The organism is Sporofaciens sp. JLR.KK001, from assembly GCF_036941055.1.
In the GTDB taxonomy this organism is placed as follows: Bacteria; Bacillota; Clostridia; order Lachnospirales; family Lachnospiraceae; genus Sporofaciens.
The window spans coordinates 1,860,216-1,873,027 of sequence record NZ_JAYMNO010000001.1 but is presented as its reverse complement, the minus strand read 5'-3'; the positions used below and the strand labels follow the sequence as shown (position 1 = coordinate 1,873,027).

General features: G+C 45.0%; 18 protein-coding genes. 4 read left to right on the top strand and 14 right to left on the bottom strand.

From position 1 onward, the window contains the following. Nucleotide 1 precedes the first annotated feature (1 nt). From VSQ62_RS09910 to VSQ62_RS09845, 14 genes are all read right to left on the bottom strand, one after another. On the bottom strand, nucleotides 2-226 hold the full coding sequence (locus tag VSQ62_RS09910; RefSeq protein WP_334634655.1) for a hypothetical protein: 225 nt from the start codon (nucleotides 224-226) through the stop codon (nucleotides 2-4). Between the two features lie 19 nt (nucleotides 227-245). Continuing rightward, nucleotides 246-368, bottom strand: coding sequence for a hypothetical protein (locus tag VSQ62_RS09905; RefSeq protein WP_334634654.1), 123 nt, complete (start codon nucleotides 366-368; stop codon nucleotides 246-248). Between the two features lie 153 nt (nucleotides 369-521). Continuing rightward, nucleotides 522-719 (bottom strand): hypothetical protein, encoded by a 198-nt coding sequence (locus tag VSQ62_RS09900; protein ID WP_334634651.1) that lies wholly within the window; start codon nucleotides 717-719, stop codon nucleotides 522-524. Nucleotides 720-740: 21 nt separating this feature from the next. After that, nucleotides 741-1,949: a hypothetical protein gene (locus VSQ62_RS09895; RefSeq protein WP_334634650.1), complete on the bottom strand. Its 1,209-nt coding sequence runs from the start codon at nucleotides 1,947-1,949 to the stop codon at nucleotides 741-743. Nucleotides 1,950-1,992: 43 nt separating this feature from the next. After that, nucleotides 1,993-3,951: a PcfJ domain-containing protein gene (locus tag VSQ62_RS09890; RefSeq protein ID WP_334634649.1), complete on the bottom strand. Its 1,959-nt coding sequence runs from the start codon at nucleotides 3,949-3,951 to the stop codon at nucleotides 1,993-1,995. Between the two features lie 2 nt (nucleotides 3,952-3,953). Then, nucleotides 3,954-4,439, bottom strand: a complete 486-nt coding sequence (locus tag VSQ62_RS09885) for a hypothetical protein (RefSeq protein ID WP_334634648.1) — start codon at nucleotides 4,437-4,439, stop codon at nucleotides 3,954-3,956. An 11-nt stretch (nucleotides 4,440-4,450) separates the two neighbouring features. Further along, nucleotides 4,451-4,966, bottom strand: coding sequence for a hypothetical protein (locus VSQ62_RS09880; protein WP_334634647.1), 516 nt, complete (start codon nucleotides 4,964-4,966; stop codon nucleotides 4,451-4,453). After that, a complete protein-coding gene (locus tag VSQ62_RS09875; protein WP_334634646.1) occupies nucleotides 4,966-5,469 on the bottom strand; it encodes a VRR-NUC domain-containing protein in 504 nt (167 codons plus the stop codon). Before VSQ62_RS09875 ends, VSQ62_RS09880 begins: the two co-directional genes overlap by 1 nt. A gap of 22 nt (nucleotides 5,470-5,491) precedes the next feature. Next, nucleotides 5,492-6,247 carry a rolling circle replication-associated protein gene (locus tag VSQ62_RS09870; RefSeq protein WP_334634645.1) on the bottom strand — a complete coding sequence of 252 codons (756 nt, stop codon included), beginning with the start codon at nucleotides 6,245-6,247 and terminating at the stop codon, nucleotides 5,492-5,494. Between the two features lie 180 nt (nucleotides 6,248-6,427). Next, the gene (locus tag VSQ62_RS09865) at nucleotides 6,428-6,694 is read right to left on the bottom strand and encodes a hypothetical protein (RefSeq protein WP_334634644.1); all 267 of its coding nucleotides are present in this window, start codon (nucleotides 6,692-6,694) and stop codon (nucleotides 6,428-6,430) included. Nucleotides 6,695-6,710: 16 nt separating this feature from the next. After that, a complete protein-coding gene (locus VSQ62_RS09860) occupies nucleotides 6,711-6,893 on the bottom strand; it encodes a hypothetical protein (RefSeq protein ID WP_334634643.1) in 183 nt (60 codons plus the stop codon). A 64-nt stretch (nucleotides 6,894-6,957) separates the two neighbouring features. After that, nucleotides 6,958-7,134 (bottom strand): hypothetical protein, encoded by a 177-nt coding sequence (locus tag VSQ62_RS09855; RefSeq protein ID WP_334634641.1) that lies wholly within the window; start codon nucleotides 7,132-7,134, stop codon nucleotides 6,958-6,960. An 82-nt stretch (nucleotides 7,135-7,216) separates the two neighbouring features. Continuing rightward, the gene (locus VSQ62_RS09850) at nucleotides 7,217-8,077 is read right to left on the bottom strand and encodes an SPFH domain-containing protein (protein ID WP_334634640.1); all 861 of its coding nucleotides are present in this window, start codon (nucleotides 8,075-8,077) and stop codon (nucleotides 7,217-7,219) included. A gap of 2 nt (nucleotides 8,078-8,079) precedes the next feature. Then, a complete protein-coding gene (locus VSQ62_RS09845; RefSeq protein ID WP_334634638.1) occupies nucleotides 8,080-8,235 on the bottom strand; it encodes a hypothetical protein in 156 nt (51 codons plus the stop codon). 462 nt (nucleotides 8,236-8,697) lie between these two features. Here VSQ62_RS09845 and VSQ62_RS09840 point away from each other — a divergent pair, with 462 nt between their 5' ends. From VSQ62_RS09840 to VSQ62_RS09825, 4 genes are all read left to right on the top strand, one after another. Beyond that, nucleotides 8,698-10,215 (top strand): IS1634 family transposase, encoded by a 1,518-nt coding sequence (locus VSQ62_RS09840; RefSeq protein ID WP_334634636.1) that lies wholly within the window; start codon nucleotides 8,698-8,700, stop codon nucleotides 10,213-10,215. Nucleotides 10,216-10,338: 123 nt separating this feature from the next. Continuing rightward, nucleotides 10,339-11,535, top strand: a complete 1,197-nt coding sequence (locus tag VSQ62_RS09835) for an IS256 family transposase (RefSeq protein WP_334634635.1) — start codon at nucleotides 10,339-10,341, stop codon at nucleotides 11,533-11,535. Nucleotides 11,536-11,706: 171 nt separating this feature from the next. Then, complete coding sequence (locus VSQ62_RS09830) at nucleotides 11,707-12,159, top strand: PLC family EF-hand domain-containing protein (RefSeq protein ID WP_334634634.1); 453 nt, start codon at nucleotides 11,707-11,709, stop codon at nucleotides 12,157-12,159. Nucleotides 12,160-12,268: 109 nt separating this feature from the next. Continuing rightward, on the top strand, nucleotides 12,269-12,469 hold the full coding sequence (locus tag VSQ62_RS09825) for a hypothetical protein (RefSeq protein ID WP_334634633.1): 201 nt from the start codon (nucleotides 12,269-12,271) through the stop codon (nucleotides 12,467-12,469). Nucleotides 12,470-12,812: the final 343 nt, after the last annotated feature.

The following is a 12,812-nucleotide window of genomic DNA, read 5'->3' as shown; positions in this document are numbered from 1 at the left end:
TTCACTTCAACGCCTCAAACAATTTTGCCAGCTCACACTCTCCGCAGATTCGATCCAGCATCCCTTGCGTTAACGCTGATGCCCGATATTGGCAATACTCATCACACATTTTCTCCATTGTTTCTTCCAGATGATCCTCCATCACCGCCAGCCTTTTCATCGCCTCTGGCAAAAGCTCCTTATCCCTGATCACCGGAACACCGGCATGATATTCCGTATATCTCACTATAATCCCTCACCTTCCTTCACACCTTCCCCGGCATAAACCAATCCAGCTTCCGCCGCTTCACATATCCCCAGAATGCACTATACGTGCTGTACACCCGAAAATACTTCTCCACATAATCATACGTTGCTTTTATAGACATACCAGAAAATAAAAGCTCCTGAATACGTGAATAGTATGGGTCAAATACACTCCGTCCCGTTTTATTCTCCTTTCCCCTCCGGCCATAAAGCCGGAGGCTGTCTATTGATTAACCTGGTACCTGTGATACAATGCATCCCCACCATGGTTGATGCTATAATTTCCGGATCTCCTCATAAGGCACTGCTGCCATTTGTCCATTCTCCATGGTTACCCATACAAGATCCGTGAATGAAAACCATCCAAACCCATATACCTTTCCTTTCCCGGATTGCCGTTTGCCGCAGATATCAACATCTTTAAATTCCACCAGATCCCCAGCCTTTAGATCCTTAAATGTCATCAGATCCACAATCAACGCCTCCCATCTATCTTACACATCCACAATCTCACGGCCCTGAGCATCTACCTCTTGCGTAAGCCAGTCTATAATCTGTGATGGATAACAAAGCGTAGATGCCTGTAGATTTTTTCTTGCGTATTCTTCATTCATGTAATTCGCCATCCTATAAATCGAAAGCGAATCCAAATATTCTTTTCTGGTCTGACAGCGCGCCGTTATTCCTCCTACCGGGTCCTCTTCCAGCTCTATCCTTTCTTTTTCAACTTCCTCTTCTGGCCTTGCATCTCCTTCTTCAGCAGAATCTTGCGCCGGCGCAATTTTTTCCGGCGTTTTTTCTGTCTCTGACTCTGCCTTATCGGCAGAATCTTTCGGATCATCTTCTTTCTCATCCGTGCTGCCTGCTGCCACAGTACTCTCATTCTTATCACTGGCAGCGGTCACAGGATCGTCTTCTCCGCTGTCGGCTTTCTCTTCTTCTATCACTGCCTTGCTGCCGGCTTCCGGGCCCGCTTCATTCACACACACTTCCATCGGCTCCTTTAGATCTGCGATCGGTATATTCTCTATGATCTCCTTTGCAATGGAGAAGAATTCTGCCCAGCTCATCGTCTGTGGGGTCCCCTTGAACTTCTTCACTTTGATTTCCTGCTCATACATCATCAGGAAATACAGACCCTTCTTGTATGTCCTTGTCCCTCCTGGATTTACAATCTCAATCAGCTTATCTACCTCTCCGGTGTGGTATGCTTCACTGGTCCGCAGCGCTTCCAGATCATCCGCATTATCTTCAAAGAATTTCCCGATCAATTCTCTGATATCATCTGCCGTCCCTGATTCCGCTTCTTCCCTGTTAAACTGCTTTAATTCCCGAATAGCTTCCCTGGTTGCCTCAGGTCTTATCATCTCCAGATCCTGATCCGGCAGGGACAGCATCTCCGACAGCTTACTGCTGCCCATCTGTATAAATTCCGGACGGAGCTGATCGGAATACCCGTTAACAGAATATTTACGGTTGATGCTCATAAACCTGGACACGGCAGAAGGATTCAGCCCATACTCCGTTTTTGCAAACTCCGTGATGTTCTTATATCCGTCCTGTTCATACAGTTTCTCTTCTTCAATCTTCCGAAGTGTATAACCAATCCTCACAAAGCTTTCCTGCACTCCGACCAGGTCTCTTTTCAGGTTTTCCTTCAACTGTACCCATTCATCCAGTGTAATCTGTGTATATTCTTCCATCCTACCTCCTGTCTCCATACGCCCTTCTGCCTATATGCCATCCTTAAACAGCTACAGACCCCGGGATACGCTCTTTCTTCCGTTTCCTGGCTACATTCTGTTTGAACATCTTTAGAATCTTTTTTATCTCGACGGCATCCGGTTGCCGGTCAAATGCTGAATACCACTGGATGATCTCATCATTCTGCATATTGATCTCAACCGTATAATACGGACAGTCCAAGGCTTCCTTCTTCCGCAGGAATAAGATCCAGCTGCGGCCCTCTGCCATCTTTGTCATGTAGTGGTCATCCCGGCCGACGCAATGATGCAGCGTCCTGCCCTCATTCATCAATTCCTCACATTTCGCTGCGGGCACTATCATATATTTCTCATTCTCCCAGTAATATCTTGCAGCCTCCGGCAGGCGCTCTCTGATCCTGCGGTCCAGGTCAGCATAACCTTCAAGACGTCTTTCTTCTTGCCTTCGGTTCCCAAGCTCCACCAGATAGTCATGCTGCCGTTTTAAATCTTTCGGGAACAAGACGATATCATCCGTGATATCCATATCTTCAAGTGCCGCCATCCGCAAGTAGTCTGTCCATGTTGTAACGATATCTGCCGGGGCAATCTGCTGTTTCTTCATATAATTCACCATACGGACCACACTTTTCATTTGCCTTAAAATATCTGCACACTTATTCGGATACAGCCGGTTCTCCTGAAGCCATGAGACCGTCTCATCCTGAAGATTGATCCCTTCTTCTTGTTCATAACGGAGCCATTCTAATGCGGCAATGCCCCCATCCATCCGGATCAGCCTGCGGATCCTTTGTCTATTTATGCCAAGTATCTCTTCCGGCTTCTTCCCTTTCCAGATCTCGTGCCTGTCCACGTATTCTCTTGTCAGCCTGTACAGCCCTGCTTTGATGAAGAACTCCAGATAAGGCGCTTTTTCATATCTGCACAAGAAATCAGCAAGCGGGATTTCCCGTCTCTCATGCTTCATCCACTGCACTAACGGTGCATACCGGAATACGGTGTCCTTTACTGCCTGTCTGGCATTCCTGGTATACAGATAACCTTCCGGTTCCCAGTTTCCCATATCATATGGACGTTTATCATCCCAATATTCGTCACCGCCGACCGCTGAAACCATGCAATAATCATACCAAGTCTTTTTCCCATTGTATGTCGCCAATACAGCGTCGCGGCTTTTATAACGCTCTCCCCATGGTCCGCTGACCTTCTCGGTAAGCACATACCTGGTCAGGAATCCATCCGCTGTCTTTTGCAGATAAATGCATTGTCTCCTGTCTCTCATCTCAGATACTTTGCCTACCGCTTTATACTGGATACTGCTGCCGCATGCAGGGCATTTCCCTATGCCGTTATGCTTTTGCTTCCCATCCAGCTCCACGACTGCACCGCAATATGCACAGCTTCCGCTTTTCCGGCGCCTGGCATTATAAAACAGGTAGCGCTTATCCTTATACACATCCGTCTTAAGCCACTTCTCCCAGTCCTTCGGCAACGCTTTCCGTAATTTCTGCCGGGCACGGATCCGGGCACTCCGGTTCTGTTCATTTCTGTCTCTTTTCTGATCCCTTATGTGCTCTTCCAATCTTCCGAGCTTGTCAATCTGATCTTCGGGGAAATCGTACCGCCATATATCCTCACAGTCTTCAAGGAATTTTCCGGCAGTCTCTTCACTTTCCGCATCCAGCTGAATACATGGATATCCATAATGCCAACTTCCACCATTCTGCGCATAGCTTAACCCATATCCGGTCCATGCCTGACTCCGAAACATGTAAGTATAATAGTTTTTCTTATCGCATACCCACCGGAACATTATCTCAGCGTCCTTTTCTTCTTCCTCCGGACACATGACCCGCCTTGCATCATACACATCCAGAACAAGAGTATCCCGGTGCATCCGGATCCGGCCGATCCATTCATCCCGTCCATGGGCTTTTGCCGGCAGGACAGGGAGCTTAGCTATCTCCTTCTTCGCTATCATCACTATCCCTCCATGTAATATTCTCTGATGATCTTCTTCGCTCTTCCCATCCCCGGAATCCCCAGAGTGACTTTACCGGCCTTCACACCTGCAGCACGGATGATCTTTTCATCTATCTGCTGCTGGTTTTTAAAGGACCAGGCGAGAAGAGCCCCGATGCAGCCCTTAAGGCTTTTTCCCTTCTGCCTCACATGCATGGACAGTTCCTCATCTTCCATACACTGTGCTTTCAGATATTCCACCCAGTCAGCCATGATCTCTTTTGGTTTCAGATCACCGGCCTCTACTTCAATCTTTCCGACTGCTGCCGTCGCTGCATCACATAGCTCCGGAAGCTCTGCATTACAATACAGCTCCACAAACTCTTCTGCTATCCCGTTCTCCTCTGCCATAGCCTTTAAACTCCCAATATCCCCTTCATTGAACAGGTTCTCTGCCAGTTCATTGATCTCCTTATAAGAATTCAATTCTCCGAATTTATCAAACATATTTTTCTCCTTTATGCAACATTACTGCTATGGTCTTCATCACCATCCGCTCTCTTTTCTTCCGGCAGCCGCTCCCAATTCGCCGGGACTTCACCATATTCATCAATCATCTTGTCCCAATCCGAAGGGATTCCGGTATGCGCCTCATGGGGGCTGTCCAGATCCCGCCGTCCGCGGAAACACTCAAACGCCGTGATGATCCATCTGCCTACCCTGACCCGCTTACTGTGCCAATAATCCCCTTCCGTATCCTCATACAGGTCTGTCAGCCATTTCCCGCGCTGTAATGTTCCTATGTACTTCGTTTTCGTCTTTATTCCGAAATATTTCCGACAACCATATGGACGCGCGCCGGGAAGACAACACTGTTCAAGATATTCCTCATAAAGTGTAGATTCTGGGATCTGGGCAAGCATCCCTCCCGGAATCCACTCCGGCAGATCTGAGCCGGACTGCTCTTCCTCTTCCGGATCTTTCTCTTCCGGATCTGCACTGATCTCATCAAAATACTGCTTCACACGCCCCATTACCTACCTCCCGGCTTCACCTTGCCATCCTTTAAGATCCCGTTGTTCGGTATGCTCATCTTACAGCCGTCAATTGTTCCGCCCATTGATATTCCCACATATTCCCGGACATCATCCCTCACGAAACCGTGAGGCAATGTCACATACTCTTCCAACACCCGGACCGCTTCGTCCGCAGAATAACAGGTTACTGCAAAGTATCCGTTCGCTGCCATATCGGCAAGAAATTCTTTCTGCCTGGCTGTCTTCCTGTTATCACCATACTTCAGCTCAATGTACAGCCCGCAATAGATCCCCTTCGGGGATGGAAGAAACAGATCCACTACACCCGCTTTCACTCCCATCTGCTGAAGCTTGACCGCCTCTGCACGGTTCCTGCTGCCGCCGTTCGGGATATGGTGCAGCCATTTCAGCTCTGGGTACTGTTTTGTATACCAGTGCGCCCAATTCATCACCTGGATCTGCTCCGTATCTTCACTTTTTACTGCATATTTCAGATTCATCTCTTCTCTTCCTTTCTCTCTTTTAGATCCGTCTGTTGATCCTGATCAATGTATAATGACGGTACTTATATCCGGTTACCGGATTGATACCCTCATAATAGGATTCTTTGTCTATGTACCATCCTTTTTTCTCCCGCGGCTGCTTCTCCCAGCGTTTCAGCTTCTCCACCTTCGGCGGGGGAAGAGGCATATTTCGGGAATGGGAATAGCTTGCTTCTGTCACTTGGTGATCCAGGTTGTCACCGATGAGCTCCCTGGTCGATTTCTCATTCTTGGTTATGTATGTGGCCAGATCCTTGAACTCTCCCCTCTTGTAGAGAGGTTTTGGATCGTGCACTCTTCCATGGGGCCACATGGCATTCAACATGGCAATCAGGTTCCCTACAGGGATGTCATTGATCACCAGATGGATATGCCAGTTGTTCGTCTTGGTATTCTCGACGTTACGGAGCCAGAATACTTCATACCCTTGCTTCCTGTACCATGGTCTTACCTTCCGCATAAAATCGCTGAAATGCTTCTTGGCTGTTGCCATATCTGCAGGACGTGCATCCTTCCGGTATGTCAGTGTTGCAAACCAATCCCCTTCATGGAAATACATCCTCAGCCGATGGCGCGCCTTCTTCTCCCGGTTATACTGGTTAATCTTCGCCACCTGTTCGGGAGTGGCTTTCTTCTTCTCTGCTCTCTTCTTTCCCGGAGCTCCATACCGTCCATCGTGATATTCTTCCCGCTCTATCACATCTTCAAATTCGTAAGACACTCTCTTGGTTGCCAATTCTCTTCTCCTGTCTAACTTCCGGATCTTGTCCTAAGTTTAATATCCTTATCAAGATTGAAAAACGGGTTGAATCTCCCGTTTTTCTTGACTTTCTGGCCCACCAATGGTATCCTACTTATGAGAAGTTTTTTATGTAGTGGGGCGAAAGCCTTGGCACATCTATTTGCGGTAGATGTGCTATTTTTTATCTGTTTTTCTCTGTGTCTTATCAAGATTCATGCGCCGTCTCTCTATGTACCTGGCAGTGCGCCCGATCACATAGCCTGCTGCCATCGCTATCAGGCTTATCGGTACCCATCCTGCATCCCGGATCGAAGACATACCAGCTAAGCTCCTCCAGGACATCCCCAGCGCCCCTATGATCCCGATCCCTATGATGACTGCTGCCGTCCTCCGCAGGATCCGACAGATCAGATTCCTTCTCTTGCGATATCTTATCCTCACGGCGCTCATCCCTCTTTCACTCGATCTCATAAGTCAACCCTATCAGTACCCAAGCAATAATCTTAAATACCGCCATTACCGGACTATTACCCATCTCGGTCAAACTCCAATAGATATATTTGCTGACACTAGCCAGATCACCTTTCATTTCTGTTTCATCCTGAGTCACCCGGATCCGCCCTCTATACGCTGTAATCATTCCGTCTTTCCTCCCTTGTTCTAAATTCAAATTGCCTTCACAGCTTGTCCAACTGGTTACCGCTTCACGCGGTTTTTTCCTTTGCAGACTCAGACGTCTCTACCTTTATAAACCCAATATTTTCCATAGACTCCGTAATTTTAGCTTCAAGTAATCTTCTAAATTCATCCACCGGTATTTCTTCCTGCCGATACCACTTGCCTTCAATTCTAACCATGCTTACAATTTCTAATTTTTTCACTTACACCACCCCTCTACATATGTATGATTCACTGGTTGTACTTGTTTCTATATTTCCCCGCCAAACTGACGGGGAAGTCATATTATTTATCTTCAGTCACAATAGCATCTGCTCCCTGAACCGTAACCCAACCATGTTCTTTACGTGCTTCCGCTTCCTTCATCCTGATCAATTCATCCGTGATGGATGCTGCCAGCACTCTATTGGCTTCTGCTTCCGCTTCAGCCTTTTTTATCTTGATATCCGCATCATTCTCCGCCTGAATCAGTTTTGTCTGAGCTTCCACCTTAATCTTCTCTTGCTCTGCTTCGGCCTGCTGCTTCTGCTGAAGAGCTGTCACACGGTTGTCAATAGCTTCCCTAAGCTTTTCATCTGGATGAACGTCTATAATGGATGCATCCAAAACTTCAATGCCGTAAGAATCGCCAAAATCCTTGTTAAGATATTCTGTAATGGCATTGTTGATCTCACTTCGGTTTCCAGAATAAATGTCCATCATAGTATAATCCGTTGTGACTTCCGAAATCTTTGACTTCAAGACTGTCTTAACTCGCTGCTCGACAATATCCTCTCCATCCATACCCTTGAATTTCTTATATGTATCAACTACCTTTTCAGGATTGTACCGATACGACATCTGAAAACTTACGGAGATACTTGCATCGTCCGCCGTTGCTACCTTGAATGATTCATTCTTCTTTGATCCGTCTCTCTTGTCCTTAGTCAGGATCAGTTGTTCATTACCGACTGTAAATTCCTTGACTTTCAGAAATGGATTGATGAAATTCAATCCAGGATTGAGTGTTTCATCTTTCACGCCGCCTTTATAACTGTACTGAACTCCAACCTTACCGGTCCCGATCAGTTTACACGAACTAACAGTAAAAATGGCCCCGGCCACAGCTACAGATACAATCAGTGCTATCATCGTCTTTTTATTCATCGCTATTCTCCTTTATTCAATTTTTCTTCTCTTTCCAACTGCCTGTCCTCACGGATCATGGCATTGGAAACCTTATGGATTATCCATGCTGCCAATGCAATTACAAGAGTTGCCACCAGTGCAATCACAATGCCTGCAAGAATAAATATTACCCACACCCCTTACACCACCTCCTTCTCTTCTGCAAAGCCCTTAACCTTTTCTCCTAGAAGCAACGCCAATCAGCATTATATTGATGAAATTATTTCCAAGATACATCATTAGCAGACTTTGGAATATAATCACTATCATTGACCCATTCCCCACCAGGCTCTTTGTACCATCGTATCCATACTGTTGTTGCTGAATATTCACCCATGCCTACTATATGCCCATATAAGAGACACTCTTTGGCATCGGGTGGCTCAGCACAATTCCCAAGCAATATCTTTTCCTTTGGTATCCCATATTTAATTTCTAATTGATCCTAATCTCCCGAAAAAATTATACACAGATTGACTGTATGATAGTATGAATCCATTGAAAATACGGGGTTTTTAGGCGCTCCCTCTTTACAAATATGTGTATAAGTTTTATAATATAAGTAGAAATATTATACACATATTTAAAGGAGCAACGGCATGTCATCACTTGTTTACGTCAAAAATCCAAATGGTAAAACCTATGTTTACAGCAACACTTCAATTTATGATAAGGAAACTAAAAAAGTCAAACACATCCGCAAGAGCATTGGGCATCTGGATCCAGTAACAGGTGAAGTGGTTCCCAACCGCAGGAAAGGCGATGCTGCCCGTAAAAGGGCTCAAACGGAAGAACCTGCTGGCCGCTGTGTTGTGAAAAATACCGGCATACAGTCCCTTTTGGATAAAGCTGTTTCAGACATAGGGCTGATGGAACCGCTCAGTACAGTCTTTCCGGATGACTGGAGATGCATACTGACATGTGCGTATTACCTTGTCAGCGAAGGCGGGGCATTGCGCCACGTTGACCAGTGGCAGCGGATGTATCCATCACCGTGCCGTTCCCTGCTTGCAAGCCAGCGGGTGAGCGAACTCCTTGTAAGGATTACGCCCACACTGCAACAGGACTTTTTCAGCAGGTGGATTGATGTAAACAGCCAGAAGGATGTCTATGCAATGGATATCACCAGTGTATCTTCCTATAGCGAACTGATCGACTTTGTCCGCTGGGGATACAACCGTGACGGGGAAAAACTGCCACAGATCAACCTCCTTATGCTCACTGGTGTCACTTCCCATATGCCGCTGTATTACAGGATCATTCCCGGCAGCATTAAAGATGTGAACGCTCTGGAAGACAGCATAGCTAATATATCCGTTCTGGAGAGCCCAACATGCCATTTTGTCATGGACAAAGGCTTTTATAGTGAACCGAACCTTGACGCAATGTATGCCAGCCATAAAAAGTTCCTGATTGGAGTACCTTTTACTGTCGGTTTTGCCTGCAAGGCAGTGGAACACCACAGAGACAGCATCCGTTCCCATCATAATTACTGTACAGTCTTTGGGGATGGACTGTATGCGGTCACGGAATCTTCCAATTGGAAAGGGCATCGGTTCTATATCCACATCTACCACGATATTTTCAAGGCGGCGTCAGACGAACGGAATTTTGACCATACCCTGCACTGCTGTTATGAAGAACTTATGGCCGGCAGGCATGTAAAGGAGCATGCCTCTTATTATGATAAGTTCTTCTTGATCCATAAAACTCCTATAAGAGGCATCAGGGTGGATTACAATGAGGAAGCCATTAGCAAGCATAAAAGGAACCATATCGGCTGGTTCGTGCTTGTAAGTAATCACATTAAGGATACGACAAAAGCTCTTGAGGTGTACCGGAGCAAGGATGCTGTTGAGAAATGTTTCGATGATCTCAAAAATGATCTTGATATGAAACGTTTGCGTATCCATTCAGCGGCAGCTATGGAAGGCAGAATCTTCATACAGTTTATTGCACTTCTGATCACAACTCGTCTAAAGCAGGTGATGAATGAAGCCGGATGGTATAAAAATCATGATCTTCAAAAAGTAATAAGTGAAATGAAAACTGTCCGTAGTGTCAGTATAAATGGAACACGAAAAAAATACACAACGGAACTTACGCCGGGTGTGTAAAATAATCTGTGTAAATCATCACAGATTATTCGACACATCCATTTTTGTATAATGGATAATGAATTCGACAATACTGTGATTAGTTGGAAAAAATTGGTAGAAAAATTTTAGGAGGAAACAACTATGTCACAGAAAATTGACTATCAGGCAGAAATAGCAAAATGCAACACGATGGAAGATATTACAGGTCCGAATGGGTTGATACAGAAAGTAATAAAGGATGCCGTGGAGCAGATACTCCGTAAGGAAGTAAATGAGTATATTGCGGATGCAAAGGAGAATGGAAACAGGGTATCTAAAAATGGAAGCAGCTCTAAAACAATCAAAACAGCTTATGGAAAGATTGGAATTGACGTGCCGCGGACACGGGAACCAGGGTTTGAGCCGGAGATCATAAAGAACCGTACAGTCGTTGAAGAAGGGCTGGAATCCCAAATCATTTCTATGTATGCAAAAGGGATGTCTGTACGGGATATCTCGGAACATGTACAATCCCTTTATGGGATAGAACTCTCGGCCGGTTCCATTTCCAATATCACGGATAAAGTAATGGAAGAAGCAAAAGAATGGTACTGCAGGACACTGGATTCTTTTTATCCTGTCGTATTTCTGGACGCAGTACATTTTAAGGTACGTGAAGATGGGCGGATCATAACAAAAGCAGCTTATGTGGCATTGGGAATCAATGGAGACGGTTATAAAGATATCCTTGGGATATGGATTGGGGAAAATGAGGGTGCCAAATTCTGGTTAAAAGTATGCAATGAATTGAAAAACAGAGGCGTTTCTGATATTTTGATTGCATGTGTGGATGGTTTAAAAGGTTTCCCGGATGCGATCCATACGGTATTTCCGGAAACAAGGATCCAATTATGTATCATCCACCAGATCCGCAATACGCTAAAATATATTGCTTATAAAGACCAGAAAGCATTTATGAGAGATTTAAAGCGCGTATATGGGGCGGAGAGTGAAGAAATCGCGATGCGGAATCTGGAGAGTATGATGGATAGCTGGAAAAAGTATGCCGTCGTCCTGGATAACTGGCTTGATAAGTGGGAGCACCTCTCCACCTATTTCTGCTATGGCCATCAGATCCGCAAATTAATCTATACCACCAACACCGTAGAAGGTTTTAACCGGCAGCTGCGCAAAGTTACAAAGAGCAAAGCACTCTTTCCAAATGACGAGGCATTAAGAAAAACAATTTATTTGTCTACCAGGGACATTATTAAGAAATGGTCCATGCCGTACCGTGACTGGGGAGAGACCTATGGACAGTTTGTGATTGAATTCGGCGACAGGGCCAGGATTGCCTAAAGCGTAGAAACAGAAACGTATCCGGCTGTAAATGACAGCAGTGCTGCCCTTTATCCCTTGACTGCCTCAATGCCGCCTGTATGGTTCTTATGCATAGGCATTTCATGCATAAGAACCATACAGGCGGCAATAACTAAAGTGAGGGATAAGGCAATCAGAGAGGTGTATAGAATGCGGATCAGTAAGGAACGAAAACGATTTCTGAAACAAGAATTAAAGGAATATGAAAAAATAACGCCTATGACCGAAGAAGAACGCAGGGAGCTCCATAAATGGATAGAAGCAGGATATAGTGTACATGAGAATACATGCTGCGCTGTTGGCGATGGGAACAGTCCGATTGACTTTCTTGACATATACAGAGAGGAAGAAGCATTGCGTAAAGCGACAGCCGGCATGGGGAATGAAGAAGCAAGAAAATACGTATTGGATTACTATGGATGGACGGAGGAAGAAAACGAGCAAAAAGAATACACTGTTGAAGCACTAAAAGAGAGGGTACGGGAACTGGAAAGGGAACTATTCCACCTGGAGGAATTCATAGGACAGAAAGGCTTTTGGGAAGAATCACAGAAATATATTGATGAATATGGAGGAGAACCTATTCCCTTTGAAATCAAATGATAGGAAAAGAAGGGAATACCATAAAGCCCCCACCTATTGGGGGTAATAGTTTATAAGCAGAATAGAGAATGAACCTGAAAACCAGCAGTAAAGTAAAGGAAATAATACAATGACACATCAATCTTCCAGGGCGTATGCCTGTGTAGCCTACCGGATCATGGAATACGAAGGACAGGAAATGTCTGAAGAATATTTAAGCATACTGATGGAGATGCTGTATGATTTTTATACGGAAAATGAAATCAAAAAAGTCTATCTGGATAACGTCCGGCTGGATGCCTATGAAACATTGCTAAGGGATGGGAAATAAAAGAAAAATAAAATAAAATGAATAGTATCACCAGAAAATGGCAATACTATTCATATAAAGAAATCGAAAATAGCGTCGAAAAATAACGGTAATTGTAAAAAAATCGGCACTGGGAATTGATTTTAGAAATGTCGAAAAAACAAGATTTTACATACCAATTTACGACAATACACAGTTTATTTTACAGTCTCCTTACGCCATTTCAAAAAGACATATATGAGTTATATGGGCTGACACCTTAAACATGTGTATAATTTGAACGGGATTTTAGGATTGATTAATGATATCCTGTGCCGTTCCTCTGAACATAGCAATACCTTTTGCGCCTATGATGCCCACCCTA

Coding starts and splice junctions, on each gene's coding strand:
- VSQ62_RS09905 (WP_334634654.1), bottom strand. CDS start 368: ATGTCTATAAAAGCAACGTATGATTATGTGGAGAAGTATTTTCGGGTG.
- VSQ62_RS09895 (WP_334634650.1), bottom strand. CDS start 1,949: ATGGAAGAATATACACAGATTACACTGGATGAATGGGTACAGTTGAAG.
- VSQ62_RS09890 (WP_334634649.1), bottom strand. CDS start 3,951: ATGATAGCGAAGAAGGAGATAGCTAAGCTCCCTGTCCTGCCGGCAAAA.
- VSQ62_RS09885 (WP_334634648.1), bottom strand. CDS start 4,439: ATGTTTGATAAATTCGGAGAATTGAATTCTTATAAGGAGATCAATGAA.
- VSQ62_RS09880 (WP_334634647.1), bottom strand. CDS start 4,966: ATGGGGCGTGTGAAGCAGTATTTTGATGAGATCAGTGCAGATCCGGAA.
- VSQ62_RS09875 (WP_334634646.1), bottom strand. CDS start 5,469: ATGAATCTGAAATATGCAGTAAAAAGTGAAGATACGGAGCAGATCCAG.
- VSQ62_RS09860 (WP_334634643.1), bottom strand. CDS start 6,893: ATGATTACAGCGTATAGAGGGCGGATCCGGGTGACTCAGGATGAAACA.
- VSQ62_RS09850 (WP_334634640.1), bottom strand. CDS start 8,077: ATGAATAAAAAGACGATGATAGCACTGATTGTATCTGTAGCTGTGGCC.
- VSQ62_RS09840 (WP_334634636.1), top strand. CDS start 8,698: ATGTCATCACTTGTTTACGTCAAAAATCCAAATGGTAAAACCTATGTT.
- VSQ62_RS09835 (WP_334634635.1), top strand. CDS start 10,339: ATGTCACAGAAAATTGACTATCAGGCAGAAATAGCAAAATGCAACACG.
- VSQ62_RS09830 (WP_334634634.1), top strand. CDS start 11,707: ATGCGGATCAGTAAGGAACGAAAACGATTTCTGAAACAAGAATTAAAG.
- VSQ62_RS09825 (WP_334634633.1), top strand. CDS start 12,269: ATGACACATCAATCTTCCAGGGCGTATGCCTGTGTAGCCTACCGGATC.